At 38.0% G+C, this 26,047-nt stretch carries 25 protein-coding genes; 14 read left to right on the forward strand and 11 right to left on the reverse strand.

The window, feature by feature from the left end; translation table 11 throughout:
- Positions 1–124 precede the first annotated feature (124 nt).
- Complete coding sequence (gene aceK / locus ALPR1_RS13365; protein ID WP_008201435.1) at positions 125–1,852, forward strand: bifunctional isocitrate dehydrogenase kinase/phosphatase; 1,728 nt, start codon at positions 125–127, stop codon at positions 1,850–1,852.
- A 50-nt stretch (positions 1,853–1,902) separates the two neighbouring features.
- On the opposite strand, the gene ALPR1_RS13370 is transcribed toward aceK, so the two are convergent.
- The 3 genes from ALPR1_RS13370 to ALPR1_RS13380 all read right to left on the reverse strand — a co-directional run bounded on the left by ALPR1_RS13370 (position 1,903) and on the right by ALPR1_RS13380 (position 4,519).
- Positions 1,903–2,670, reverse strand: coding sequence for a TIGR02757 family protein (locus ALPR1_RS13370; RefSeq protein ID WP_008201437.1), 768 nt, complete (start codon positions 2,668–2,670; stop codon positions 1,903–1,905).
- Positions 2,670–3,053 carry a hypothetical protein gene (locus ALPR1_RS13375; protein ID WP_316929451.1) on the reverse strand — a complete coding sequence of 128 codons (384 nt, stop codon included), beginning with the start codon at positions 3,051–3,053 and terminating at the stop codon, positions 2,670–2,672. The genes ALPR1_RS13370 and ALPR1_RS13375 overlap by 1 nt, the downstream gene beginning before the upstream one ends.
- A gap of 293 nt (positions 3,054–3,346) precedes the next feature.
- Positions 3,347–4,519, reverse strand: a complete 1,173-nt coding sequence (locus ALPR1_RS13380; RefSeq protein ID WP_008201439.1) for a LysM peptidoglycan-binding domain-containing protein — start codon at positions 4,517–4,519, stop codon at positions 3,347–3,349.
- A gap of 196 nt (positions 4,520–4,715) precedes the next feature.
- Here ALPR1_RS13380 and ALPR1_RS13385 point away from each other — a divergent pair, with 196 nt between their 5' ends.
- From ALPR1_RS13385 to ALPR1_RS13435, 11 genes are all read left to right on the forward strand, one after another.
- Positions 4,716–6,065, forward strand: a complete 1,350-nt coding sequence (locus tag ALPR1_RS13385; RefSeq protein ID WP_008201440.1) for an NfeD family protein — start codon at positions 4,716–4,718, stop codon at positions 6,063–6,065.
- Positions 6,066–6,093: 28 nt separating this feature from the next.
- On the forward strand, positions 6,094–6,471 hold the full coding sequence (locus tag ALPR1_RS13390; RefSeq protein WP_008201441.1) for a globin domain-containing protein: 378 nt from the start codon (positions 6,094–6,096) through the stop codon (positions 6,469–6,471).
- Positions 6,464–7,204 (forward strand): lysophospholipid acyltransferase family protein, encoded by a 741-nt coding sequence (locus ALPR1_RS13395; protein ID WP_008201442.1) that lies wholly within the window; start codon positions 6,464–6,466, stop codon positions 7,202–7,204. Before ALPR1_RS13390 ends, ALPR1_RS13395 begins: the two co-directional genes overlap by 8 nt.
- Positions 7,191–7,478 (forward strand): Asp-tRNA(Asn)/Glu-tRNA(Gln) amidotransferase subunit GatC, encoded by a 288-nt coding sequence (gene gatC / locus ALPR1_RS13400; protein ID WP_008201443.1) that lies wholly within the window; start codon positions 7,191–7,193, stop codon positions 7,476–7,478. The genes ALPR1_RS13395 and gatC overlap by 14 nt, the downstream gene beginning before the upstream one ends.
- The gene (locus tag ALPR1_RS13405) at positions 7,478–10,258 is read left to right on the forward strand and encodes a tetratricopeptide repeat protein (protein WP_008201444.1); all 2,781 of its coding nucleotides are present in this window, start codon (positions 7,478–7,480) and stop codon (positions 10,256–10,258) included. Before gatC ends, ALPR1_RS13405 begins: the two co-directional genes overlap by 1 nt.
- 86 nt (positions 10,259–10,344) lie before the next feature.
- Positions 10,345–11,061: an ABC transporter ATP-binding protein gene (locus ALPR1_RS13410; RefSeq protein WP_008201445.1), complete on the forward strand. Its 717-nt coding sequence runs from the start codon at positions 10,345–10,347 to the stop codon at positions 11,059–11,061.
- A 57-nt stretch (positions 11,062–11,118) separates the two neighbouring features.
- A complete protein-coding gene (locus ALPR1_RS13415; protein ID WP_008201446.1) occupies positions 11,119–11,667 on the forward strand; it encodes a cob(I)yrinic acid a,c-diamide adenosyltransferase in 549 nt (182 codons plus the stop codon).
- Between the two features lie 43 nt (positions 11,668–11,710).
- Complete coding sequence (locus ALPR1_RS13420) at positions 11,711–12,778, forward strand: branched-chain amino acid aminotransferase (protein ID WP_008201447.1); 1,068 nt, start codon at positions 11,711–11,713, stop codon at positions 12,776–12,778.
- Between the two features lie 90 nt (positions 12,779–12,868).
- Positions 12,869–13,375 carry a hypothetical protein gene (locus ALPR1_RS13425; RefSeq protein WP_008201449.1) on the forward strand — a complete coding sequence of 169 codons (507 nt, stop codon included), beginning with the start codon at positions 12,869–12,871 and terminating at the stop codon, positions 13,373–13,375.
- Positions 13,376–13,442: 67 nt separating this feature from the next.
- A protein-coding gene (prfB, locus tag ALPR1_RS13430; RefSeq protein WP_153231814.1) for a peptide chain release factor 2 occupies positions 13,443–14,544 on the forward strand; the annotation gives its coding sequence in 2 pieces (ribosomal slippage) (positions 13,443–13,502 and positions 13,504–14,544; 1,101 coding nt in all).
- Positions 14,545–14,590: 46 nt separating this feature from the next.
- Positions 14,591–15,769 carry an MFS transporter gene (locus ALPR1_RS13435; RefSeq protein ID WP_040302838.1) on the forward strand — a complete coding sequence of 393 codons (1,179 nt, stop codon included), beginning with the start codon at positions 14,591–14,593 and terminating at the stop codon, positions 15,767–15,769.
- On the opposite strand, the gene ALPR1_RS13440 is transcribed toward ALPR1_RS13435, so the two are convergent.
- From ALPR1_RS13440 to ALPR1_RS13460, 5 genes are all read right to left on the reverse strand, one after another.
- Positions 15,766–17,118, reverse strand: coding sequence for a M24 family metallopeptidase (locus ALPR1_RS13440; RefSeq protein ID WP_008201454.1), 1,353 nt, complete (start codon positions 17,116–17,118; stop codon positions 15,766–15,768). The two genes, ALPR1_RS13435 and ALPR1_RS13440, sit on opposite strands and share 4 nt — an antisense overlap.
- Before the next feature lie 68 nt (positions 17,119–17,186).
- Positions 17,187–18,545, reverse strand: a complete 1,359-nt coding sequence (locus ALPR1_RS13445; RefSeq protein ID WP_008201456.1) for an MATE family efflux transporter — start codon at positions 18,543–18,545, stop codon at positions 17,187–17,189.
- A gap of 3 nt (positions 18,546–18,548) precedes the next feature.
- On the reverse strand, positions 18,549–19,091 hold the full coding sequence (locus ALPR1_RS13450) for an NUDIX domain-containing protein (protein WP_008201459.1): 543 nt from the start codon (positions 19,089–19,091) through the stop codon (positions 18,549–18,551).
- Positions 19,092–19,151: 60 nt separating this feature from the next.
- Positions 19,152–19,634, reverse strand: a complete 483-nt coding sequence (locus ALPR1_RS13455) for an Lrp/AsnC family transcriptional regulator (protein ID WP_008201460.1) — start codon at positions 19,632–19,634, stop codon at positions 19,152–19,154.
- Between the two features lie 208 nt (positions 19,635–19,842).
- Entirely contained in the window at positions 19,843–21,048 is a 1,206-nt protein-coding gene (locus ALPR1_RS13460; protein WP_008201461.1) for a tetratricopeptide repeat protein, read from the reverse strand.
- Between the two features lie 75 nt (positions 21,049–21,123).
- Between ALPR1_RS13460 and ALPR1_RS13465 the strand changes: the two genes are divergently transcribed.
- Positions 21,124–21,774 carry a hypothetical protein gene (locus ALPR1_RS13465; protein WP_008201462.1) on the forward strand — a complete coding sequence of 217 codons (651 nt, stop codon included), beginning with the start codon at positions 21,124–21,126 and terminating at the stop codon, positions 21,772–21,774.
- A 65-nt stretch (positions 21,775–21,839) separates the two neighbouring features.
- Here the strand turns inward: ALPR1_RS13465 and ALPR1_RS13470 are convergent, their stop codons facing one another.
- Complete coding sequence (locus tag ALPR1_RS13470) at positions 21,840–23,360, reverse strand: DUF4394 domain-containing protein (RefSeq protein ID WP_008201465.1); 1,521 nt, start codon at positions 23,358–23,360, stop codon at positions 21,840–21,842.
- 124 nt (positions 23,361–23,484) lie between these two features.
- The gene (locus ALPR1_RS13475) at positions 23,485–24,291 is read right to left on the reverse strand and encodes a sulfite exporter TauE/SafE family protein (RefSeq protein ID WP_008201467.1); all 807 of its coding nucleotides are present in this window, start codon (positions 24,289–24,291) and stop codon (positions 23,485–23,487) included.
- A gap of 200 nt (positions 24,292–24,491) precedes the next feature.
- Between ALPR1_RS13475 and ALPR1_RS13480 the strand changes: the two genes are divergently transcribed.
- A complete protein-coding gene (locus ALPR1_RS13480; RefSeq protein WP_008201468.1) occupies positions 24,492–25,295 on the forward strand; it encodes a universal stress protein in 804 nt (267 codons plus the stop codon).
- Here ALPR1_RS13480 and ALPR1_RS13485 read toward each other — a convergent pair whose 3' ends face one another.
- A complete protein-coding gene (locus tag ALPR1_RS13485) occupies positions 25,296–25,952 on the reverse strand; it encodes a Crp/Fnr family transcriptional regulator (RefSeq protein WP_008201470.1) in 657 nt (218 codons plus the stop codon).
- Between the last annotated feature and the right edge of the window lie 95 nt (positions 25,953–26,047).

The following is a 26,047-nucleotide window of genomic DNA, read 5'->3' on the forward strand; positions in this document are numbered from 1 at the left end:
ATATTTCCCTGCCTTTTTTCTTGTATAATTGGCTAAAAATCAGGATAAAAATCACAAAAAAAATTGTAAAAAATTTTATCCAACTTACTTTCGGGAACCGAATGTTTTGGATCAAACCTCTCCTATGGAAAATTCTCTTGAAATCTTGATATCTGAAAAAATTTTAGATGGCTTCGAAACTTATATCAAATCTTTTAAAGCTTACACCCGATTAACTCCCACTTATTTCAGTCAAAAAAATTGGAAAGCAATTCAAGTAAATCATAAACAGAGACTTCGACTCTATAAAGACTTGCTATTTCCTTTGGCAAAATCCTGTAAAGAGAAGATGGGAGATCAAAGAACAAACAGAGAACTCTGGTCAGGTATAAAAGAAAATTATTCCTTATTAATTGCGGATTTACCGGAACTAGAAATTGCAGAAACTTTTTTCAATTCAGTTATCCGAAAAACTTTTGACCAATTGGCAGTGGATGAAGATTTAATGTTCGTAATGGAAGGTCATGACTATTGTACGATTCGGGAAAACTCAGATTTGATAAGAACTTACCCAACAGGTCTGGGGCTTGACAAAATCATCAGACAAATACTGGAAGATTATGATTTTGGGGCTCCTTTTATGGATAAAGAACAAGACATCAAATTTTTGATTGAGGGGGTTCAAAAAGTCATTCTTACACGGTACCGTATTGCACCAGAAACTAGAACCCAAATTCTTAAACCTGTCTTTTATAGAAATAAAGCTGCGTACTTAATTGGAAGGACTTTCCTGGGACATAAATGGATGCCGTTTATTATTCCTGTGATGCATGGAGAAAAGGGCGTATTTGTGGACACCTTGATCTTTGACCCAAACTTAATGAGTCACATGTTTAGCTTTACCAGATCCTACTTTATGGTGGAGGCGGATGTCCCCTCCGAAGTAGTAGGGTTTCTGAGTTCAGTCATCCCACACAAAAAAATTCATGAACTCTACAATGCCATAGGCTTTAATAAACATGGGAAAACTCTTTTTTACAGGGATTTTCTTCATCACTTAGAAAATAGTAAAGATCAGTTTGTAGTGGCTCCAGGAATCAAAGGAATGGTGATGACTGTTTTCACTTTACCTTCTCTGAATATTGTTTTCAAACTTATAAAGGATCACTTCGAGCCTCCAAAGAACATGACGCGTCAAGAAGTGCGTGAAAAGTACAAGTTAGTATCCCTTCACGACCGAGTGGGCAGAATGGCTGACACTCATGAATTTGAATATTTTAAAATACCAAAGGATAGAATTAGTCCTGAACTAGTTCGAGAGCTTAGAAACACGACCAATTCCCTTTTAAACTTCACGGAAACACACCTGATTTTAAAGCACCTCTACACGGAAAGAAAGATGGAGCCATTAAACCTTTACTTGGGACATTGTAGCACCGAGGAGGGCGAAAAAGTGGTGGAAGATTACGGAAGAGCTATTTTACAATTGGCACAAGCCAATATTTTTCCCGGAGATATGATGACCAAAAATTTTGGTCTTACTCGGCAAAAAAGAGTGATCTTCTATGATTATGATGAAATTGAATTTCTAACCGATATGAATTTTCGGGTAAAGCCAAAAGCAGAAACCTACGAACAAATTTATGCTCCTGAACCTTGGTATGATATTGCCAAAAACGATGTTTTTCCGGAAGATTTTAGGCGTTGGATGATTGGAAGAAAAGACCTCAAAGAACATTTCCTTAACTACCAAAAAGAGTTGTTTGACCCTGCCTATTGGAAGGAAGTTCAATCCAGGGTTAACAATGGCGAACTGATTCATGCCTTTCCTTATCCTGAGGAAATTCGATTTCGCCCTGATCAAATCATTTAAAGAGATCGATAATCAATCTATGTAGAAGGGGGAATAAGCAACTTTGAATTTTAAAATTTCTCCTCTACTCCCAACCCAAAAAGCGCAAAATCATATTTGACCGGATCATTTGGATCAAATTCTCTCAACTTTTGGGTTAACTCCAAAGCTGTCAACCAATCCGTTTGTTTTCTCGTGATCAAACCTAGTTTCCTCCCTACCCGATCCACATGCAGGTCACAGGGACAAATCAGTTGGGATGGCTGAATTCTATCCCATATTCCAAAATCCACCCCCTTGTTATCTTTCCTCACCATCCAGCGGAGAAACATATTGATTCTTTTACAGGCTGCTTTTCTGGCAGGGTTTGCAATGTGCTTCCTCGTTCTATGAGGTGCATCTGGCAAATGAAAAAAGTACTCATGAAATGAAATCAACATCGACTCCATTGCATTGATTTCACTATTCCAACCCAGTAAAAAGGCCTCTTCTAAAGATTCATGTTTTTTGTAAAACCAACTTAAAAAGTGTACAAAATAAAGCGTATCAATGTCATTAAATGTCCTGTGTTTAAAATTCACCAGTGGTTTCAAATCATTATCACTATGATGAAGTAAAAATTCATGCGGTGCATTATCCATCATTTGAAACAACTCAATACACTTATTGATAATGGTCTTTCTTTGGCCCCAGGCCAAAATTGCCGCAAAAAAACCGGCAATCTCTATATCCTGTTTTTTAGAAAAACGATGCGGAATTGAAATAGGATCATGGCTGATAAATCCTGGCTGATTGTACTCTAAGACCTTTTGGTCTAAAAAATCTTTCAGTTGATGCATTAAAGCGCCACTTTTACTTCGCCACCTTGAGTTCCGTCAAACCATTTGAATGATAACTCATTGTCGACTTTTTCAGACATATGCCAATCAAAGCATTTAATGTTTGTCAAGGGCTTCAAGCTATCTTCATCAGGTACATAAAGACAGATATCAAAATCCGGGAGTTCTTTTGACTCGGTGCTATTCCACTTTTCCAGAATTAAGCCTTCATCTAAGATTCTTACTTTGTTTCCAAACACATGATCACTGAGTATTGAAGGCACACCATCTTTTCTACGAAGCTTAAACCCAGAAGGTCCAAACATGATCTGCTTGAACAACTTTGCTTCCAAAAGATCATTAGTAAAAGGTAAAGTTTCCCATTCTACATCTTTCAGGATCACTTTCCTTCCTTCCGGTTTAATCCTTGTCAGGAACCTGGAAAAAAGGGAAAACAAATAGGTCAGACCAATAAACAAAATACCGAAACTTGCCAATATTGGATAACAGAGCACAAAAATTGTGTTCCATATAAAGCGGAAAACGTGGTGAAAGAATAATTGGACTTTGTTCATACTTGAGATTCCTTGACACAAAATTAGCTTTAGCAGAAGGATAAACAAAAAAATAGCCCAATTGAGCAAATAAAAAACCCCGGATTACCGGGGTTTATATAAATCTTTATTAACTATTTGGATTAATACATGACTTCTACAGGAAATCTAGCATTGACCGCTTTTAGCTGATCATAAGCTGCCTGAGATAATTTAATCACCAATCTGGCATTATCACCAGTCTCTGGAAGGGTTCCCACTACTCTAGCAAAAATCGTAATATCATTTTCCTCATTCTTAATTCTCATGATAGTCCCTACGGGAGCAGTTCTATGAAGAACCAAATACTTTTTATGGCCACCTGTTCCTTCAATCAGTTCAGCTTGTCCAGTTTCTTTGATATTCTTGAACCCACCGGAAGCTTTGTCTGAACTAGATGGTATGGTCATCTCTTCTGCACTATTAACAACTCTAGGAGTTCCTACCACTGGTACAGTAGATGGACCAACTTCCCCTCTTCCAACCTTCAATTTCTGTCCAACTTTAAGATTATTTGAGCTCAACGCATTCCAGGTAATAACATCTTCCACTCTAGCCTCATACAGATTAGCTATAGAGAAAAGTGTTTCTCCATTTTTTACCTCATGTGTTACCCAGTCTCCTGGTGCAATAGGAACTGCATTTTCTGCAGCTTTCGGCGCTGGAGACTCCACTTTTTCTGGAGTTGAAACCGCAGGCTCAGATTGAACTGCTACTTGTTTAGGAATTTCTGAATTGGAGTTATTTGATACGGTTTTAGTTTCTACAGCTGCTACAGGTGTTGTCTTTGGTTCTTCTTCTACAACAGGAGCGACTGGCTGTGGTTCAGGGGTTGCGCTTTGATTTTCAATAATCAATGATTGCCCAACACTCAGGTCATTTCCTTTCAATTCATTCCAGGCCATCACCTCACTGACAGAAACGCCATATTGCTTGGAGATTGAAAACAAGGTTTCTCCGGGAACAACTTTATGCAATTTCGCTCCTTCAGGAATAGCCGACTTAGCAACAAAGGGAACTCGAATAGTTTGTCCTATTTTTAAGCCTTGTTTAAGAACTTCATTGGACTCAATGATTGCTCCAACGGCTGCCTGGTATCTCCTACTGATTCCAAACAGCGTCTCTTTTGGTTCTACTTCATGAAGGATAAAAGTCTTATCCCCTACTTTTTCAACCCCCACAGAATCCAAGGTTATCTTATTGGATGCAAAGGAGTTAAGAGAAACAAACAGAATACAAGAAAGAAAGGCTAATTGGAATTTTGATCCGAAAATCATAGTAACTTTTAAAGTTGAATAATTGTACTGTAAATGCAAGATTAATTTCGTTTAGCTCAAGACGCAAGAATTATGCTAGAAAAATAGAATTTAATGATTTGTAATAGACCAGCTTAATTTTCGCTTCTATGAAAGAATAAACGAAGTTTACGAAGGGTTTTCGTATATTTTCTGTGCAAATGCGTTAGAATATATTATGAAAATTAAGATCCTGCTGATTTTATTGATCACCTCTTTGATTCCCAATTTTTTAAGTGCTCAGGGAAGTCCTGTCAAAACTATTTTTTCATTCAAAATAGATGATGACATCGATCCGGCAATGAATAGAAGGGTGAAATTAGCGCTTGAAAAAGCCAAAGAGGAATCCGCTGATCTTATTCTGATCGAAATGGATACTTATGGAGGTGCAGTAAATGATGCTGACGATATAAGAACCATGCTCCTTGAATCAGAAATACCTATTCAAGTATTCATTAACAAAGATGCAGCATCTGCAGGTGCCTTAATTTCTATTGCCTGCGACAAAATTTTTATGGCTCCGGGAAGTAGTATTGGAGCAGCCACTGTAGTCAATGGAACAGATGGAGCCGCTGCTCCGGATAAATACCAATCCTACATGCGTTCGATGATGAGAAGTACAGCAGAGGCAAAAGGTCGAGACCCAAAGATCGCTGAAGCCATGGTAGACGAAAACATTGAAGTGGAAGGGGTCAGTGAAAAAGGATCTGTGGTTACATTCTCAGTTTCTGAGGCGATCAAATATGGATTTTGTGATGGAGAGTACGCTTCTATCAATGAGTTAATACAAGATCAAGATCTTTCCAGTGCTTTGATAATTAATTATGAAAATGATCTAGTGGAGCAAGTGATCGCTTTCTTCTTAAACCCAGCAGTAAGTGGTTTTCTGATCTTGATCATCATTGGTGGAATCTATTTTGAGCTTCAAACTCCAGGTATCGGCTTCCCAATCCTTGCCTCTATTGTAGCGGTCATTCTCTATTTCACTCCTTATTATTTAAATGGTCTGGCAGATAATTGGGAGATCATTGTTTTTGTTTTAGGAATTATCCTCTTGGCCTTAGAGCTATTTGTTATTCCAGGTTTTGGGATTTTCGGAATTCTGGGGATCATCTGCATTTTATCAGGATTGGTATTAGGCATGCTTCCTAATCAAAATTTCAATTTTGACTTTGTACCTGCTGCAGATTTATTTATAGCCTTACTTACGGTTATTTTAGCTTCCATTGCTTCCGTAGGATTCGTGTTTTGGCTAACTCCAAAAGTCAACGAATGGAAAGCATTCAGTCATATTTCCTTAGCAAATACCCAGCAACGAAAAGAAGGTTTTACTTCTAGCTTTTATTCTGACACCCTTTTGGGAAAATCAGGAAGGGTACATTCCAGACTAAGGCCAAGTGGGCGTGTAGAAATAGATGGGGAAATTTATGATGCCTTTTCTAGGGGTGATTTTATTGATAAAGATGAAAAGATCATTGTCATTTCTACCGAGGGAACTTCTCTAAAAGTTAAAAAAACAGAAGTTTAAACTTTTTAGAATTCCTTAAGTTTGTGGCATGAACCCATTTCAGTCGGTGTATGAAAAGATCGGAGAAGATCAAATTCGCCAACTCACCCATTATTTTTACCAAGAAGTTAAGAAAAACCAAGAATTGCGAAAGCTTTATCCAGAAGAGGATTTGGCTCCAGCAGAGGAGCGATTGTTTTTATTTTTACTTCAGGTTTTTGGAGGGCCGCAAACCTATTCCGATCGAAGAGGGCACCCTAGACTTCGCTTAAGACATCTCAATTGGAAAATCGACGGAAAAATGAGAAATCACTGGCTAAACGCCATGTTATCTGCTATGGACCAATTAGATTTAGAGCCCAATGTGAAAGAATTGATGATGGGATATTTTATTAAAGTGGCAAACCATATGGTGAACCATGAATAAAATTCTAAGTAGAGCATATTCAATTTATGCAGGGCTTTTATTTGTAATTAGCTTTCTGCTCATATTCCCCTTCATTCTATTATGTATCTGGATTCCAGGTTTTAAAAAGTTTGGGAGAAAAATCAATCGGTATTGGGCAAGAGTTTATTTTACTCTCATCTTTCTTCCTGTAAAGATCGAGGATCACGCTAAGCCTAAAAAAAACGAATCCTACATTTATTTAGCCAACCATTTTAGCTATTTGGATATTCCTATGATGGGTTTTATTCCCGGGGACGTTCAGTTTGTAGGTAAGGCTTCTATACGCAAGGCGCCACTTTTTGGCTATTATTTCAAGCAATTACATATTGCTGTGGATAGAGAGAGATTGAAAAGTAGAGCTGAAACAATGAAACAATCTCTTCAGGCGTTAGAAAATGGATCTGGGCTTGTGATTTTTCCCGAAGGTGGAATCTTCACGAAAAACCCACCAAAGATGATTCCATTTAAAAATGGCGCATTTAAGCTTTCTATTTCCAAACAAATCCCAATTATACCTGTCACTTTAGCTCATAATCACCTAATTTTGCCAGACGACGGACGATTACTCCTTCATTGGAGGCCGGCAAAAATGGTGTTTCATGAGCCGATCATTCCCTCGGATGAGGATACAGAAGTAAGTCTCAAAAATAAATGTTTTGAGACCATCCAAAATCAATTGGACCTAGAAGCCAAAAATTATGAAAATCGATAAAGCTACAATCAAGAAAATAGCACACTTAGCCAGACTTGAATTTGATGAAAATAGCGCTGAGAAGATGTCCAAAGATATGAGTCAAATTTTGGACTGGGTGGAGCAATTAAGTGAAGTAGACACTGAAAATGTGGAACCTCTGACTACTATGTCATCAGAAGTGAATGACATGAGAGAAGATAAAATAGGTCATCATATTTCTCATGAAGCAGGTCTTAAGAATGCCCCTAAAAAAGACGCAGAATACTTCCGCGTGCCGAAGGTTTTAGAATAATGAAAAACGAAAAGAATCAATCAAAATTTTCTTTCCCTGTAATAGCTGCCCTCCTACTGATCATAGCCGGAGGGCTTTTTGCGCTTTACTATTTGTTGATTAACCCGGTTCCATACCGAATTATTCAGAGTGCTACTTTTTTGGACCGGGTTCCGATTCTTTTTGACTGGGTACAGATTGGCCCCATTTCATTTCCTATCAATGTGGATAATTTCTTGATTTTTCAAGAATTCAGGACGCTACCCAGCCGGATGCTGATTCAGGAATCCTACATCTTTGGGGGAATTGTCTTTTTGATTTCTGTTTCCTTCCTTTCAGTACTTTCGGAATTTAAAAAACTACCAATTGTCGCGGGAGGAATTGGCTGGATTATACTTTTGACTGTCAGCAATTTCAATGGACTTAACATCGGTGGACCCAGCGCCAATTATCCATTGCTAATACTCTTGGCAGGTTCACTGCTACCTGTGATTATCTTTCATATTTATGGGCAAAGCCTCGCAATTTGGAAAAAGTGGATAGCAACTGCTATAAGCTTGGCAATTTCCATCATCCTATTGACCCAGTTAAGTCCGATAAATACACCATTGCTATTCCTTTCAGAGCATGCTACTTTATTAGCGATAGGCTTCGCTATCGCCTGGTTTTGCTGGAATGGGCATGGAATGATTTCTGGTCTTTACATTCTATTAGCAAAACAAAACAAAGGTATTGGAATGAAGATTTCCTGGCAAATGGCAGTGATTTCCTTGTTCTATGTTGGCCTTTTGTTCGTCCTTTTTATGGAAGTAAGAGGAGATCTTTACATTCCATTCTTCGGATTTTCCCCTTTATTGTTGATAGTACCAATAGGAATTCTAGGTTGGCTTTCTATAAAAAGTAAAACTGAGCAAATACCAAATTTGGCTGCTTCGCCAAGGCTCTTAAAGGCGCTTCACCTTTTGGGGTTTGGCATAGTCTTTTGGCTTATCTGGAAATTAATAATTACTGGAAATCAACCGGCTCTTGAGCTTCTAAAACATAGCTTTTTATATACTCAGATTGGTTTTTCTATATTTTTCATTGTCTACCTTTTCAGCAATTTCCTATCTATCATGGATTCTGGAAAAGAGATAGATCAAATTTTATATAAGCCTTATTCCCTACCATATTACCATTTGAGAATAGGTGGATTGATGGCGATAATGGTGTTGACGATTTACACGCAAGGCATTGTAGCAACTCAAGTCAATTCCCTGACAGATAATATTCTTGGAGATTACTATTACCAAACAGAGCAAAAATTAGAGGCCAGTATTTTATATGAAAACTCTTGGTATAAATACCGCAAAAACGATAGAGCAAAAAACCTGGCAGCTCAGTTACTTTTTCAACTCAACCAGCCAACTTTGGCGAAACAGCATTTGGAAGAAAGTTTTGCGGAAGTTCCTCAGGTTGACAATATCATATTACTTAGCAACCGTCTTCACAGGGAGAATAAAATCTTTGAGTCCATATTTTATTTAGAGAATGGACTGAAATTTTTCCCAAATGACCCTCATCTAACAAATAACCTAGCGCTTTTCTATGCGAAGGTCAATAGGTCTGAAGATGCTATTTCTTTACTGGAAGCTCATCAGGAAAATCATTCTATTATAAATAGTAATTTACTTGCTCTCAAGACTAAAATGGGATCAGTAGAGTCCTTTGAGGAACAGCCCAATGATTTGATTGGTCAAATCAATGCCCTTGCCACAAATAATGCTTTGGCAAATTATTCCAGTGATGAATTAAAAAGCAAAGTCAGATCAGGAGTTTTGAATGAAAATAGCTCCATGATTATTCAGGCTGGAATTCGGAATTTATTCTCAGAACGAAACCGAGAAGATCCCAGTAATGACCTGAAACTACTGGACAGTTTAGGAAAGCAGGAAGCTATGCTTGACTATCTGATGGACCTTCAGGAAACAGGTGTTATAAGAAGCTTGGGTGCTGGAAGGGTGACGGAAGCCATTAAAAATCTCAATGGATTGGCATTTAGGAATCCCGGCTCTGCAGGATACTACCTCAGTTTATCTTCACAGGTTTTAGCTCAAAACCTTGACTTAAAAAAATCTTCTCGAGAGCTATTGGTAGCCGAGGAAAAAGGCTTCCAGGCTTTTCAACCGCATCATCTATCAACATTAATTCTCGCTGGATACAAGGACAATGCTGAAGACATCAAAAGGGAATATCAGGTAATTGAGCCAAAGTACTTAGTGGAAACGGAAAGTCAAATCTCCCAATACTTGCAGATCATTGGTAGGTTTCACGAGTATTTCCCAAAAGACCTTTACGTCCTTTGGGAATCTTTTCCCAACTCCGAACTTAAGGCAGATTTAGCAATTCGGATCTTATCTCATAAATCTCATGGTCTGAGCAAAGTTCAACTCCAATCTCTTGCCGAAAACTTAAAAAGTAAAATTGGAGAAACTCCTGAGCTAGATAAGTTCCTAGCAAACCCTGATTGGCAAAATAATGAAAGCATACTGAGCTTTACCCGGTGGCTGAATGTGAGTGAGGAATTAACGGCAAACCCCTATTTCACTCCATTGATTTTGAGCGCTGCTGAGAGAATAACAGACCCATTGGAACAATATGAAATGCTTAATGAGGCTTCTTTATTTAATCATGACCCCATTCTTTGGATTCGAAAAATCCAAGCTGCTAAAAGAATGAATTTGGTTAATTATGCCGAAGATGCTTTATCCGAATTAAAAGAATGGGTACCTCAATCGAAGCTAGATTCCTTAGAATATTAACTTTAGCATTAAGTTTCACGTAAATTCACACATTCAACTACATTTTTTTATCCATATATCTTATCTTAAGCAAAATTTTAAAACCTATGAGCAGAGTCATTGAAACGCATGATATCAACAAAACCTATAGAATGGGCGCTGAAGTCATTCAAGCGTTAAAGTCTATTTCTATTACTGTTGAAAGAGGAGAATATGTGGCATTTATGGGGCCATCAGGCTCAGGAAAGTCTACATTGATGAATATCATAGGTTGCTTAGATACCCCTACTGCAGGTACTTATATTCTTAACAATAAGGATGCAAGTGATATGACAGAGAATGAACTTGCAGAGATTAGGAATAAAGAGATTGGTTTTGTCTTTCAGACATTCAATCTTTTACCAAGAGCTTCCTGTTTGGATAATGTTGCACTTCCTCTGGTTTATGCTGGTTATAGTAAAGAAGACAGAGAAGAACGTGCTTTCCAAGCACTTTCCAATGTAGGTTTAGGTGAGAGAACGAAGCATAAGCCCAATGAACTTTCTGGAGGTCAAAGACAAAGAGTTGCGATTGCAAGGGCTTTGGTCAATGATCCAAGTATCATTTTGGCGGATGAGCCAACAGGAAACCTAGATTCTAAAACCTCCTATGAAATCATGGAGCTTTTCCATGAATTACATGAGAAAGGAAATACAATCATCATGGTAACTCACGAAGATGACATCGCCCACTATGCCCATAGAATCGTGAGATTAAGAGATGGATTGATCGAAACAGACACAATTAATCCTAATCCAACCAGAGGTGTGACGATGCACGCTTAATAATCCTAAATTTTACAAATAGATTCTTATTTTTGTCAGATCGAATAACAGTTCTGAATGAAAATCTATTCTAAAACAGGAGATAAAGGTACCACAGCATTATTAGGCGGAAAAAGAGTCCAAAAATCTGACTTAAGAATTGATGCCTACGGGACAATTGACGAACTTAATTCTTTCTTAGGACTAGTAAGAGATCAACCAGTCAATATTGGAAGAGCAGACCTACTCAAAGAGATACAGGATCGGCTTTTTACTATTGGCGCTGATTTGGCCACTGTTCCGGGTAAAGACAAGGTAAAAAAACCGGATCTTCATAAGGAAGATATCACCTTATTAGAAAATGAAATTGATCAAATGGAGAGCAAGCTCCCTCCTTTGACCGCATTTATATTACCTGGAGGAAACCAGTCGGTATCTTTTTGTCATGTGGCAAGAACAGTTTGCCGCAGAGCAGAAAGGATAAGCGTACAACTTTCTACCTTAGAACCGGTTTCAGAATTGGTTATTCAATATTTAAATAGGCTATCAGATTTCCTATTTGTTTTAGGAAGACTGATGAGTCAGGAATTAGGAGCAGAAGAACAAACCTGGAAACCCAGGAAATAATGAATTATTGACGCTGGAATTATACCAGAAAAAGGCATTCGCTATGAAAACATCACTTGCCATCCCGGTAACAACAATTGCCGAATCTCGATTAGCAAAGACAGATTTTTCCAATCTAGTTTTTGGAAAAACTATCAGTGATCACATGTTTGTCGCTGACTATAAAAATGGTGAATGGACTGGTTTAAGAATTGAGCCTTATGCTCCTTTAAGTTTAAACCCTTCCAATGCAACCTTGCATTACGGACAATCCATTTTTGAAGGATTAAAAGCCTATAAGAATGAGGAAGGTGAAGTCTTAGTTTTTCGACCTGATGCAAACTGGAAAAGGTTAAATGAGTCAGCGGAACGTATGTGTATGCCTCACCTTCCTGAGGAAATATTCATGGAAGGGATGAGTCAATTATTAGACTTAGACCGAGGATGGGTACCAACTGCAAAAGGTGCTTCTCTCTATGTTAGGCCATTTATGTTTGCTACAGATGACTACATTGGTGTAAAACCATCAGACACCTATAAATTTATCATTTTCACATGTCCAGTAGGAAACTATTACAGCAAGCCTGTAAGTGTGAAAGTAGAGACTGAATTTACAAGAGCAAACCCAGGGGGAACTGGTGCAGCTAAAACGGCAGGTAATTATGCTGCTTCCTTGTATCCTGCATTGCAGGCCCAAAGAGCCGGATACGATCAATTACTTTGGACTGATGGACAAAGCCACAGTAAAATTGAGGAAAGTGGTACCATGAACGTCATGTTTAAAATAAATGGTACAATTATCACTGCTCCTTTAAGCTCAGGCACAATACTAAAAGGGATTACAAGAAATTCTGTATTGCAACTTGCGCGAGACTGGAATCATCCTGTTGAAGAACGGTTTTTGACTGTTGGTGAATTAGAAGCAGCTTTAGTAAATGGTACTATTGAAGAAGCTTTTGGAACAGGAACCGCAGCCACTATTGCACACATAGAGCGAATTCATGTCAATGGAAAAGATTATACGCTTCCCTCAAAATCTCCCGAGGCCTTCTCCAATAAAGTTTTGGCCGAGCTGGATGGGATAAAATATGGTAAGATTTCAGATCCCCATGAATGGATCATAAAAATCTAAAACGAAGCAGGGTGTTTAAACATCCTGCTTTTTTTATTAAATTTTCTTAGGAACTCATCAAATTATTCCATTTTTCGTTTAATTAGCTCTATGAAAAAGTTCTTAGTTTTTTCTATACTTTTTACAATAGGCACGATTGCTTTTGGGCAATCCAGAGATTTTGTATTACTCAAACGAGGAACAAACCAAAAGTCTCAAATCCGATATTACCCTGGAGAGGAGATTACTTATAAAAGTAAAAAGATCGGTTATTTCATAACAGATGTCATTGAAAGTGTGGATCAAAATTTCATCTACATGAGTGAAAATATCATATCTCCGCAAGACATTGTGGAAGTCGATATTCGCAAAAAAGACTCTCGTAATCGAACCCTTGGAGCGCTCAACTATCTTATTCTTGGAGCCGGTGTGATACTCGTATCTGCGGATATGGTCAATAGTCTATATCATGAAGGTGAATTATCTATAGATAAAGGCGTGGGTATTACTTCAGGAGCTTTATTAGCTACTGGACTGGCAATGTTACCTTTACGATATAAGACCTTTAAGCACAAGGGAAGAAATAACATCCAAATTGTAATGATGAGAATGGATTAATTCATTTCTCTTAGCATAAACAGATTTTTTTTCTGAATTTTGCCACCTAAATTTTATCACTAGACAGATGACTTCAGAACAACTGAAAGACTTGAAAGCTCGTACCTCGGCTTTAAGGAGGTATCTTTGACTACGATCGTAAGAAAGCTGAAATAGAAGATTTCGAGGCCGTATCATCACAGCCCGATTTTTGGAACGATCCAGAAGAAGCAGAAAAAACCATGAAGCAAATCCAGGCGAGAAAAACCTGGACTACCTCTTACGAGAATTTAGAGAAAGCGATTGAAGACCTAGAAGTGCTGTATGAATTTTACAGTGCTGATGAGGTATCAGAAGAGGAAATGAGCAGAGAATTCGAAAAAGCCAAATCTACAGTAGAAGAATTGGAATTGAAGAAAATGCTTTCCTCGGAAGAAGATCAGCTTAATGCCGTATTGGAAATCAACCCAGGTGCCGGTGGTACCGAAAGTAATGATTGGGCTTCCATTCTCATGAGAATGTATATCATGTGGGGAGAGAAAAATGGCTATAAAGTTCGTGAAGTAGATGTGCAGCAAGGCGATGTAGCAGGAATTAAATCATGTACCCTTGAGTTTGAAGGTCCATTGGCTTATGGATTCTTAAAATCAGAAACTGGTGTACATAGGCTTGTTCGGATTTCTCCTTTTGATTCAGGAGGAAGAAGACATACCTCATTTGCTTCCGTTTATGCTTATCCCGAAGTGGATGATTCCATTGAGATCGATATTAATCCTGCAGATATTGAACTTCACACTTCCAGATCCGGTGGAGCTGGGGGACAGAATGTCAATAAAGTAGAGACGAAAGTACAACTCACTCACAAACCCACAGGGATTGTAGTAGTTTGTCAAATCGAACGATCTCAACTTGCCAACCGTGAAAAGGCCATGCAAATGTTGAAGTCCAGATTATTCCAACTAGAGGTTGAAAAACGAAATGCGGAAATCGCAAAAATCGAATCCTCCAAGTTGAGAGTAGATTTTGGTTCGCAAATCCGAAACTATGTGCTTCATCCTTACAAACTTGTAAAAGATGCAAGAACAGGACATGAGACTTCAGACACCCAGCATGTACTGGATGGAGGTTTAAATGAGTTTATGAAAGCTTATTTATTAGCTCAAAGCGAAGAGGAAGCAAATAAAGATTAATCAAAAGGCCAGATCATTTTCTGGCCTTTTCTTGTTTAAGACCCGGATGAGAATACTACCCTCCTTTTTCACACTCAATTTTTTTCTTCTTTGTTTGAGTTCTTTTCTATTCTTCTCCTCATTCAATATGATCATTCCTGAGCTCCCCTCCTACCTTAGTAGCTTAGGTGGAGCTGAGTACAAAGGATTAATCATATCCCTATTTACGCTTTCCGCAGGACTTTCAAGGCCCTTTAGCGGAAAGCTAGCAGATAAAATCGGGAGAATACCAGTCATGATTTTTGGAGCTAGCGTTTGTTTCATTGCTGGCTTACTTTACCCCATCCTTAGTTTTGTTGGAGGTTTTCTTTTCTTAAGATTCCTCCATGGATTTTCTACAGGATTTACCCCAACAGGTATTTCAGCCTATGTTGCCGATATTATCCCATTTCAAAAAAGAGGGGAAGCAATGGGTATCCAATCTCTTTTCAGTTCATTAGGAATGGCCGCTGGCCCTGCAATTGGAGGATGGGTAGCTACAATTTGGCCCATAGAATTCCTTTTTTATAGCTCAGCTTTTACATCAATTCTTTCTATCCTGATAGTGATTAGACTTAAAGAAACTCTTCCGAATAAAGAACCTTTAACATTGGGATTATTCAAGCTTAAAAAAGATGAGATCATAGAAAAAAGGGTGATTTTACCATCAATAGTTCTATTTCTCTGTGTATTCTCTTTTGGTACTATACTTACCATAATCCCTGATTTCTCCACTCATTTAGGGATTGAGAATAAAGGTCTTTTTTTCGCAGTTTTCACAATTTCATCCCTAGGAATCCGACTGTTGGCTGGTAGAACTTCAGATAGGTTTGGAAGAGTACCTGTATTGCGTGTAGCCAGTTTACTTATGGTGTTTGCAATGATTACCATCGCTTTTGCTACCCAACAAAAAACTCTGATGATTTCAGGCGTATTGTTTGGCTCAGCAGTAGGAATGTATAGCCCTACAGTTGCCGCTTGGGTCATAGACTTATCCAGAGATCAGTTTAGAGGTCGGGCACTTGCTACGATGTACATTGCTTTAGAAGCAGGGATCGGTGTAGGTGCTATCGTTTCAGGTTCTTTGTTTAGCAATAGAGCAGAGAATTTTCAACTTGTCTTTCTTACTGCAGCAGCCTTTGCAAGTCTCTCATTTTTAATTTTGATGTTTTCGAAAAAAGAAGGAAAATTAATCTCCCTTCATTAATTACCTAGAATCTCCGTAGATCTTGGTATGGACATAATTTTCTTTTGACGTCCATTGTAATAATTCACTTTTTCTCCATCAAAAAAGGCCCCTTCTTCAAGCATAATTCTCACGTCTTTATTCCATTCCTTTACAAATACAACCGCATTCAATTCTATCGCATACCCGGTGTTTGCATGTAAAGGGAAGTCACCTGCTCCGGGAGTATCTCCTTGATTATCCCACATTCCGATGGTAGGACCTGCTGAATGTCCATAATAGCCCAAAGGGTGGGTATAAATGCTTCCTCTGATACCTTCGGCATCCATTACCTTACGAGATTCGCGAAGGATCTCATTCCCTGTTCTCCCGCTGACATAGTTTTGGGTCAAGATATCCTGAACTCGATTTCCAGCATTAAATGCTTCTTGAAGGTATTCTGGCACTTCGGTTTCACCTAATTTTAGCACATATGCCATTTCCTGCGTATCCGTATTGAGTCTGAGATAGGTAATACCAAAGTCTACATGCAAAAGATCACCTGGCATAATTACCATGGAACCCTGCTTGGTTGCAAATGATCTCTTCGCTTCATCAGTGCTTGGATCTGCTCTTTGAATATCAACAGATGGATGAAACCAAGTGTCCAATTTCAATTCTTTGATTTTTTCCCTGTACCACCAAACCACATCATCGGTGGTAGTTACTCCAGGCGTTATTACCTGCTCAGAAAGTCCTTCCTGAACAATTTGATGTGCGATTTCCTGAATATGACGGTAAGTAGCCATTTCAGCAGGTGTTCTAGTTTCTAAATACCTCACAGAAAGAGTCTGGGCAGAAACAATATTAGGCTTTAAATTCTCTGGTAGGTAATCATGAAAAAGTTGGTACTCATTCATAGTCAATCCATCAGCATGCCCATAATCTATGGCAAAATTCAACCCAATCTTTTTAGGGTTTTTAGCTTTGATCAAATCCATTAATGCTTCCCATTGATCAGGCTGACTTTCTGGATCCCATGCTCTTTTAAATGCCTTGCCTACATCATATCGAGCCACAGCATAAGTTTCTACATCAGCATTAGCTTCAGGCTGATACATGACCAAAATTGTCCTTCTTCTCGCTGCCATCCAAGTTGCAGGTAAAAGCTTGCGAATTACTGGATCTTCATTGTATTCACGAGAAATAACCACCCACATATCAATTCCCGTTTCAGTCATCAATTTTGGAAGTAGGTTATTGATTCGATCTTCAAGCCAGCCATCAATAACTTCGGCCTGATCCCGCTGTGTCAAAACAGCAAAATCTTGAGAAAAACCAACTTGGCACAAAGAAAAAATGAGGGCTAATGAAAGTATATTTTTGATCATATTCTGAATTTTTAATTCATGAATATAATCTAATATTCAAATCATGAATACAAAAATTGAAGGAATGGTCAAACTAACGGGGCAATGGGTTTAGACATTTTCATTCGCTGGGCACTAAGTTTTTGAAATCTCATATAAAGCATGACTGCTGTAAGGCTTAATCCAATGAATAAACCGTACCAAATCCCTTTCTCTTCTAAACCCATCTCAAATGCCAAGACATAACCTAAAGGAAGACCTATTACCCAATATGCAATTAATGTAACCATTGTCGGCACTTTTACATCTTCCATTCCTCTCAAAACGCCCAAACCTATTACTTGTGCTCCATCTGATAATTGGAATAAACCTGCAATAATCAATAAGGATGCAGAAAGTGTAATTACCTCTGGATCATCAATGTAAAGAGTGGGAAGAAAATCCCGGAAAACAACAAAAATCAGGGCTGTTGCAAACATAAATACCATAGCCATAGCATAAACCACTAAGCCAGCCTCTTTCATTGCTTTTAAATTGCCACGTCCTATTTGATTGCTGACACGAATCATTCCTGCCGTGGATAATCCAGCTACCATCATATAACTGACTGAAGCCAAATTTATAGCGATTTGATGCGCCGCAAGTGCATTAACTCCAAGCCAACCCATCATAATGGCCGCTGAGCTGAAAGCACTTACTTCAAAAATATATTGAAATCCTGTTGGGATGCCTACATTCAAAATTCTGCTAAACATAGGGAAACTCCATTTTCTCAACCTTAAGCTAAGGCTATATATTTGATATCTTTTGGATCTCAAAACATACCAGCCCATCATGATTGGCATAAATATTCTGGAAATCAATGTTGCCCACCCTGCTCCCATCAAGCCCATTTCCGGAGCACCAAATTTTCCAAAGATCAATAGATAGTTTAAAAACACATTGACCACATTACAAAATATAGTAATGTACATCGCCTGCTTGGTCTGCGACATTCCTTCAGCAAACTGTTTGAAATTTTGGAATATCATAAAAGGAAAAAGCGAAGCAGTAATCACCAAGAGATAAGGTATGGTCAAGTTGACTACCTCCTCCGGCTGATCTAAAAAATGAAGTCCTTGCGAAAGACCTATTACAATAAAGGTCAGAATCAAACTTGTAAACACGTTTATCCAAAGTCCATGTCCAAATAAGTTTGAAATACGTTTATTTTTACCTTTTCCTTCAGCAACAGAAATCAAAGGTGTTATCCCCATAGAGACCCCCATCCCGAACATCAAAATCACAAAGAAAATGCTGTTACCTAAGGAAGCTGCAGCCAAAGGAACTGCCCCAAGTCGGCCTACCATCATCGAATCTGCCACACCGACAGAAACCTGACCAAGTTGACTCATCATCACAGGAAAAGCCAATGTAAAAGTTATTTTAAAATGTTCTTTTATGGTCATAATCTAAAGGCCCAAGAGACGGGCAACTTTCAAAATTCCAGCAATACTAATTCCATCCGTGATTTCACCATTCATCACCATCGAAATCACTTCTTCAAAAGGCACACGCTTTATAGCAAGCACCTCTGTTTCCTCAGGCTCAATATCAGACTGAATAAGGTCCTGAGCCAGGTAAACAAACCCTTCTTCATCGGTGACTGAATTAGAAGTATGAATCTTCATAATACATTTCCAGTCTTTCGCTATTAGCCCGGTTTCTTCTTTCAGCTCTCTTTTTGCACTTTCAAGAACATCTTCTTCAATAGGTCCTCCTCCCATTGGAATCTCCCAGGAATATACATCTAAGGGATACCTGTATTGACCAACAAGCCAAGTATTGTTATCCTTATCAATAGGAATTATCCCTAATGCTTTGTTTTTGAAATGAACCTTCCCATATACACCTGGATTTCCGGCAGGATTTAGCACATCATGTGCCTCCACTTTGATCCAGGGATTTTCATATGGAGTTGTAATTGCTTTGGTTTTCCAGGGGTTCTTTTCCATTGTTATCAAAAAAAAGGGGTGACTTTCGCCACCCCTATCAAAATTTTTCCTGTATACTTCTTAAGCCGGGATCGGCAATACTTTAGAGTCTTTGAAAGTAGATAAAATCACCATTGATTGCATGGAATCTACTTCTTTAATTTCAGAAACTTTTTCAAGCATCAACTTCTGATAAGCTGTGATGTCTTTAGAGATGATCTTCAAAATGAAATCGCCAGTACCAGTGATGTGGTGACATTCGATTACTTCAGGAATACCATTGATCTCTTTCATGAAGGCATCAATATTTCCTTTATTATGACCAATCAAACTAACCAAAACAAATGTGCTTACACCCAACCCAATTTTCTCTGGGTCAAGCTTTGCATGATAGCTTTTTATAATACCAGATTGTTCTAATTTTTTTACTCGCTCCAAAGTTGGTGCTGGAGAGAGTCCAATATCTTTAGAAAGCTGCGCGTTTGTGATTTTAGCATTTGCTTGAAGAATTTCTAATATTCTTCGATCAATTTTATCAAACTTTATTCTTACGCTATTATCCATGATCTCTGCTTTTACAAAATTTTATGTTGTGCAAAATTATAGTAATTACTGAAAATTTTAAAACGATTTAAGAGATATTAATGGATGTTTTCGAAATTTTCTTAATAATTCTTAGGCATTTAGCGAAGATTCCTTTTAAAATCCCTCACCCCCTCGGAAAAATTCAAATTATCTCCTGTCTCAAACCTAAATTACGTGAGAAACTAATTTAAAGTTTATTCTTTTTGATAAACTCCCTAGCTTCTTTATGAGCGGGGTGTTTTCGCTTTGCGTATCGTTTTACTTCTTTAAAGTATTTCTTTGCCAATTTCTTATTACCAGCATCCATTTCAATTTTTCCTAATTGAACTAAAGCGTGTAGGTAATACCCACTTTCCTGAGATTCGGACTCCTCACCATAAGCAACTGTTTTTTCATAATACCTTTTTGCAGTTACCATATCACCTATCCGCCTATTATATTCCGCTACATAGAAAGACGCATACCTCCCACTGTTTGCTTCATACCCCACTTGCTTTGCATCTATCCTTTCTAGAATTTCCAAGGATTGAGCTAATGACTCTGGCCATCTGCCGACTGTATAAAGGTGTCTAGCATAAGACCGATGGAAATAAGGGTTATTTGGGAATTTGGAATGCAGGTATTCAGAAATCCTAAGCGCTTCATAAGGCTTCTTTTCTTCGGAAGCATAAAGTCTGAACAAAAAGTATTGCGCCTCTACGCGCGTATAAAAAGCATTCGCTGCTACTTGCTCAAGCTGCTGAAGCCCCAACTCTTTACTGCCTTTGGGAAACAAAGCCAACACTGGTCTTAACAAAGGGTAATGTTCAGGTATCCAAACTGAGAAATAATTAAACAAGGCATCTCCCAGTAGTAACTCAGGGTTAAATTCTTCTTCGCCTCTACTCAACTCCATGTATTTTAAGGCATTTTTCCCTGACCAGGCAGCCTTCGTCCAACTCTTCCTCTCTGAATACAACCTACTCTGAAAACCATATCCTGCCGCTAGAAAGAAAGCGGCTTCCTTATTGGTTTCATCCTCATCATAAATTTCCTCCGCCTTTTCAATCGCTCTATCTAGGTATTGGATAAAAATATCATCGTACTTTTCATTGGTCACATCCACCTCTATTCTCCACCAATAACCTAAAGCCATCAAGAAATCAGGCAAAGGATGATCAGGATATTGATAAGCTAAAACTGCAAAATCATGTTCAGCAACAGGGAAATTGAAGTCATACATGCTATTGATGGCTTTGGTAATCCGAAATTGAAGTCCCTTATCCAAGAGCAAATACCTCGAAGGCTCCTCCACCGTATAGGAGGAGTCCAAGGGTAAAGATTGGCTAAATGCATTTACATTTACCAGGTTCAGCCAAATAATCAAACTAATAGATAAAATTCTTGCTAACATATTATTCATGATGACTTCGCAAAAGTAGAGCTAATCCCAAACATTATTTTAGATTTATGTCATAAACCTTTTAAAATGGCACAACCTCTTTCTTCAGAAGCACAACGTCTTAAAGACCTAATTGATTTCGATAAAAGGATATATTTTTTCGTATTGGTACTTCTCTTTCTTACCATAAGGTATTTGACAAACACATTAATCTTAGAATCCATTCCGGATTATGATGCTTTAGAAAAGAGAGGAGATTTTATGATTTTTCATATTTTCAATGCTTTAAACTACATCTGGACACCTTTTGCTCTATTATGGAAATTTACGGTGATCTCGTTTTTATTTTGGTTGGGAGCCTTTATGTTAGGCTTCAAAGTGCCTTATAAAGAGCTTTGGAGGTTTGCCTTGGTAGCTGAGATGATTTTTATTTTCCCAGAATTGATTAGACTTCTGGTATTCCTTTCACCATCGTCCACTGTAACCTACCAACAAATTGATGAATATCGTGCACTCTCTTTATTGTCACTCCTAGGTGCAGAAAATGTCTCGCAACAATACCACTATGCATTGGGTACGATTAATATCTTTGAAGTGTTGTATGGTATTCTTTGGCTATATGGATTCCATATGATCAGCAGGAGAAGTTTGGGAGAAAGCTCTGCCGTGGTTTTTGTTTCCTATTATATACCTCTGATCATATGGCTAACCTTCTATGTGATGGTCTATAAGGAATGATGATTTCTACAAAAAAAATGGCCGATCTATAAAGAACGGCCATTTTTTGTATCTCTTATTCAACCTTAAAAACCAAGGCCTAAAGCCATTGCTGTTGGCATAAAATTCAAGTCAGAAACTTTACTCGCTTCTCCAGTCATCAAATCAACCGCATACACTGCAGACATTCCATTTACTGTAAATACGCCATAAGCCATATTTGAAGTGCCACCAATGTCAAAGCCATTGTCATCTTCAACATCTATACCTAATGGACCTATTGCTACCAAATCACCATCATTTGGAGGAGAGACTTGATAGAGCATATCATCTTCAGAATCTACTACATATAATGCCGTAGTAGTAGTACCAGCAAAAGAGTTGGTATAGGCCGCGGCCGGAGCATGAGGCATTCCTGGATTCAAAGATCCATCAACAGCAACTACAGTTCCCAAATCAGGGTGCAGCCTTAAGTTTTGACCAGTCTCCGTTACTAAGCGGATTCTGTCTACCGTAGGATTAAAGTCAAAGCCAATATACATTCCCATAGCCATCGGGTTTAATGGATCTCCTATGGCAGTCAAAGTACCATTTGCTGGATTCACGCTATATAATTGACTCATGTTAGAAACGGCTAATAATTGTCCATTAATAGGTCGATAATCCAAACCAGCGATCATTTCACCTGAACCCAGACCTTTAAATTCCACAGCAATCGGATTTGGATCAGTCGGATCAAATCTATAAAGCATGTTATTTGCATCAGCTGCATAAGCGATAGGGTTTGTCTTGAAAGCAATACTAATCACATCTTCTTTAAACATACCCAGCCATTCAGCATCCCCTGTCGTCAGGTCAATTCGGTATAGTCTTGTTTTAGTGTTTTTTTGACTAACTGCAAAAGCAATAGAATTATCAGGTGTGATATCCATATCACTTACTCCTTCTAAGTCTAAACCTAAATTCCCAACTTCCTCAAGACCTCCGTCATTTGGAGGCACTTGCTTATACAATTTGTTTTCCTCCAAATCAATGTCATAAAGAGTTGTCATGGTAGTTCCAGAAAAACTATCGGAATAAGCTACAGCTCCGATTCTAGGGTTCATTCCTCCATTAATAGAACCATCAATTGCTACAACAGTACCAAGCTCAGGATGTAGTCTCAGGTTTTGACCAGATTCTGTTACAAGTCTGATTCTATCCACTGTAGGGTTAAAATCTATTGACGCGTTTGCTCCATCATATGCCGGTGAAAAAGGTTCTGTGCCTAGCATGGTAGCAGCTCCAGAATTTTCATTGATATGATACAATTTACTGGCTGTACTTAAAGCATACAATTGACCAGTTGCTGGTCTATAATCGATGGAAATAATATTTTCTCCCATAGGCAACCCTGTGATTGCAATCATAGAAGTTGGAGATGACAAATCCTGCGCCTCATAGGTTAAAATCATATTATCTGCTGATAATGCTGTAAAGCTCACATCTGGAGCCATGCCGGGCTTTTCGACGACTGGATTTCTTCCATTTCTGTCATCGCATGAAACAAGAGCTGCCATACTAAAAACTGCAGCCACAAAAATTGATAAAATTTGATTGCTTTTCATTGGTAGTTGTTTTGATTTTCATGAGATACGATGCCCATACCCTATTTGGATTGAGCCAAACAAAAAAAAGGTCACATTCATGACCTTTTTTTTTGATTTAACTACCAATTCGTTTGACTTGAAATTACCTGAAAATCAATTCTTTGGAAATTATATAAACCCCCATAGCAAGTACAAACCATCCAAAGCCCTTTTTCAATGCATTTTCATTTATTTTTTTTGATAACGCGCTTCCGATAAAAATTCCTACAATAGAAAGCCCGGTAAATATCAATAACATCTTCCAATCGATGGTTTGATTCGAGACATCTCCTAAAAACCCGATCAATGACTTGGCAGCAATAATCAAAAGCGAAGTTCCGACTGCTTTTTTCATTGGAAGTTTGGCTAATAAAACCAAGGCTGGAATGATTAAAAATCCTCCCCCAGCACCAACTATACCTGTAACCAAACCGACAACCGAACCTTCCAAAGCTATCATTGGGTAATTGAAAACTACTTGAGAATTCTCTTCATCCAAATCATTTTTTCTACCCTTGATCATAGAATAAGAAGCCGCAAGCATGATCAACGCAAAAAACACCATGATTCCAACATTTTTAGCCACCTCAAAGCCAGCCAATGAAAATAATGGATCCGGCAATGCTGGCACTAAAAACTTTCTAGTCAAAAAGACCGCTATAAAGGAGGGAATTGCAAAAACTAGCGCTGTTTTGTAATCAACCAGTTGCTTTTTCATATAAGTAAAAGAGCCCAATAAGGAAGTGCTCCCAACTACAAAAAGCGAGTATGCAGTAGCCAATACAGGCTCTACACTTAAAATATAAACCAAGACTGGCACCGTCAGAATAGATCCCCCGCCACCGATAAGTCCTAAGGAAATCCCTATTATTATTGCTGAAATAAACCCAAATATATTTACTAAATCCATGCTATTATTTTTCAAGATTTGATACTACAAAACTACGGCAATGGGTTTATAGAAGTAGTGACAATTGTTACACTTCATCTTTTATAAAAAAATAATTTTTAGTAACACTCCACAAACATTTTTTAAGTACTTGAGAAACAATCAATTTTCTAAATTCAAGCTCAACATTTTTTTGTAATTTAATTTAAATAATAAAAGGCATGAAAATATTGATCCCCATGGATTTTTCGGAGAACTCAAGAAAAACGCTTGAGTTTGCTATTTCTTTATCTCGCACAAAAGCAACCACAATTACCCTAATCCATGTCATTGAAGTGATTTATGATTTTGCAGCACAATCTGCAATCGCAATTGAAGGGATGCACCGAGATGCGGATCAATACTTTCAAAAATTCATTTCTACTTTTAAGGAACCGGGAATTAAACTGGAATACATTCTTAAAGAAGGAACAGTTTCAATAATGACTGCAAAAATAGCAGAGGAATTAAGCGTGGACCTTATCATTATGGGAACACACGGTGCTTCGGGAGTGGAAAGGTCCATGATGGGTACTAATGCTGTCGAAGTCATTAAATCTTCTGAAGTCCCAGTTTTATTATTTCCTGAAAAAGCCCAAATAAGTGGGATTCAAAAAATGTCTTTGGCAATTGAGCTTAACGATCATGAGGAACCTTTTATTAATAATATTATCCAACTAAGTAAAACCTGGAATCTTAAACTCGACCTAATCCATGTTCAACAAAACAGAAGTTTCACGGAGGAATTGGCTCTTCTAGGTTTAGAAAGGTTTTTAGAAATAAATCACCCAGAGCTAGAGCCAAAAGTAAATACAATCAAGGCGGAAAAGGTCGAAGAAGGGATAGGAAGCTTTTTGAAAGAAAACCCAAATACCATTTTAGTAATGTGTCACAGGCATCATTCTTTTTGGGAACAAATCATGAGTAAAAGTAAGTCAATTGAAATAGCATATCATCCCAGTGTACCCTTACTAGTAATGATTTAACTACTTACTGATAAGCTCCTCAAAATCATCTCTAATATAAATCACATTTCGGCCCAACTCAATCCACTTCTTTTTCTCAAGTTGTTTCAATAACCGAGATACTACTTCTCTGGATGTTCCTAATTCGTTTGCTATCTCCTGATGAGTTGTGTGCATCTCATTAGATTTATACTGCTTCATTTTTGTGATGATATAGCGCATCAGTCGCTCATCCATCTTCTTAAAAGCTACGGCATCCAGGGCTACCAACATTTCCTGAAAACGGCTTTGATATGTATTGGCCACAAACTCTTTCCATTGCCTAAATTCATCCATCCATTTTTCATGGCTTCCAATAGGTATCCCGATGAGTATTGTTTTTTCTTCAACTATCGCTTTAATCTCACTAGGTTTGGAGGCTGAGCAACAAGTCAGTGAAAGAGCGCAGGTCTCACCTGCATCTAGGTAATACAAGAAAAGTTCCTTACCATCTTCATCGACTCTCAATATCTTAATAGATCCTTCTAAAACGATCGGCACCATTTTCACAAACTTCCCGGGCTCCATTAACACCTTTCCTGGTTCGAGGTTTAATACCTGACCTTGTTCCAATATTGCATTTAATAAATTGAGGTCCGTAAAACCTGGTAGGTAATTCTTTAATTCTTCTAAGCTCATAAAATCAAAATTACTGTTGGGTGCTAATAAATTAAGTGATTTTAATCACCAATAAACATGAATAATGAATTTACTTACCAAATGATAAAAAAAAA

This window comes from Algoriphagus machipongonensis, from assembly GCF_000166275.1.
Classification (GTDB): domain Bacteria; phylum Bacteroidota; class Bacteroidia; order Cytophagales; family Cyclobacteriaceae; genus Algoriphagus; species Algoriphagus machipongonensis.